Origin of the sequence: Actinomyces stomatis, from assembly GCF_031292835.1 — a bacterium.
GTDB classification, from domain to species: Bacteria; Actinomycetota; Actinomycetes; order Actinomycetales; family Actinomycetaceae; genus Actinomyces; species Actinomyces stomatis.
Genome location: NZ_JASPEP010000059.1, coordinates 1 through 963, shown reverse-complemented (window position 1 = coordinate 963; position 963 = coordinate 1). Strand labels below are relative to the sequence as shown.

At 76.6% G+C, this 963-nt stretch carries 1 pseudogene; it reads left to right on the top strand.

From position 1 onward, the window contains the following. A pseudogene (locus RIV12_RS13100) lies at positions 1-963 on the top strand (hypothetical protein); the annotation flags it as partial.

Sequence of the window (963 nt, the reverse complement as noted above, 5' to 3'; positions counted from 1 at the left end):
ACCCGCTGCCCAGGGAGGCGCCGGCACCACCGGCGGCCCGGGCGGGGGCGAGGCGGCTGATGCGGAGATGATCCGCACCCGCTGGGAGGAGGTCCTCGAGGCGGCCAAGCGCTCGCGGCGCGCCACCTGGGCACTGGTCGGCTCCAACTCCCGACCGGGCACCGTCTCCGGGGGCGTCTTCACCCTGTTGTTCGCCGCTCCCGGCCTCGTGGGAGCCTTCGAGAACGGTGGACACGGCCCCATCTTCTCCGCGGCCCTCCACCAGGCCCTCGGCCTGCGCCTCGAGGTGCACGCCATCGTCGCCGGCGACGACGGGCCGGGGGGACCAGGTGGCTCCGGCGGCCCGCACGGTCCCGGAGGACCTGGCGGTGCGCCCACTGGGGCAGGAGATGCGAGCGCTCCCGGTTACGACGTCGGCCACGCCACCGGCCACGGCGGGCCGCAGGGCTCCTACGGCGGCGCCCCCGACGCCGGCCCGGGCGGAGCCGTCCCGCAAGCGAGAGTCTTCGATTCGGCCGGTTCGGCTGCCGGCGGCGAGGCGGAGGACGTCAACGGCGCCGGGACGCACGCCGGTGGCCAGGGCTCGGTCGAGGATGCGGCGGCCCCGGTCGCCTCATCCGCTCCCGCGCCCCGGGCGCTGACAACCCATGACCGCACCAGTGCTGCCGACACCGGTCGGCCCGCGCAGGGCCCAGCGGTACAGTCGGCCGCTGCAGCACCCGCGCGGCCGACCGACGTCGAGCCGACCGGCCGACCCGAGGCGCACCGGCCCGCCTCCACCACCTGGGACGACGGCTCCCCGATCTTCGAGCCCCCGCCCGAGGACGACTGGGGCGCCGATCCCTATGCTGAGGACTCCGGGTACGTCGGTGCCGATGAGCCCACTGTCCCCGCTCAGCACACCGATTCCGCCGGACGCCGCGCCGCCCCGGCCCCCGCCGCGCAGGAATCCGCGACCTCACC